We start from the raw sequence: 557 nt of genomic DNA, 5'->3' as shown, positions 1-557 counted from the left end.
CGGTTCTCGGTGAGCACGTGGCGGACCCGCCGGGCGGTCTCCTCGTCGAGCACCCCGAGGTCGGCGTCGGCGGGGACGTCGCGCAGGGAGGCGACCCCGAGGGCGGCCGCGCCCCGTTCGCAGGACGCGCGCCGGGCGGCGTAGCCGCCGTCGGCGTGGGAGTGGGCGACCCCCGTGTCGACGACCAGCACCGCCAGCCCGTGCTCGGCCAGCGGCAGGGGCACGGTCTCGGCGTCCAGGGTGCGGCAGTCCAGGAACAGGGCCGACCCGGCCCGACCCATCAGCGACGCGGACTGGTCCATGATCCCGGTGGGCGCCCCGACGAACTCGTTCTCCGCCCGCTGGGTCAGCCGCGCCATCGCCGGCCGGTCCAGGCCGCGGCCCAGCAGGTCGTTCAGCGCCACGACGGTGGCGACCTCCACGGCGTGCGACGACGACAGCCCCGCGCCCACCGGCACGGTCGAGTCCAGCAGCAGCTCGAAGCCCGGCACCGCCTCCCCGTCCGGCCCGGCCAGGACGTGCACGACACCGGCCGGGTACGCGCCCCACCCGGGCAC

General features: G+C 77.4%; 1 protein-coding gene. It reads right to left on the bottom strand.

Going from position 1 to position 557, the window contains the following annotated elements; all coding sequences use genetic code 11:
• On the bottom strand, positions 1-557 hold a 557-nt coding region (locus RCG67_RS17245; RefSeq protein ID WP_368828034.1), incomplete at both ends, for a galactokinase.

The organism is Kocuria cellulosilytica (assembly GCF_040981245.1).
Taxonomy (GTDB): domain Bacteria; phylum Actinomycetota; class Actinomycetes; order Actinomycetales; family Micrococcaceae; genus Kocuria; species Kocuria cellulosilytica.
Note: the sequence above shows the minus strand (reverse complement) of the source record. Positions and strands in the feature narration are given on the sequence as shown.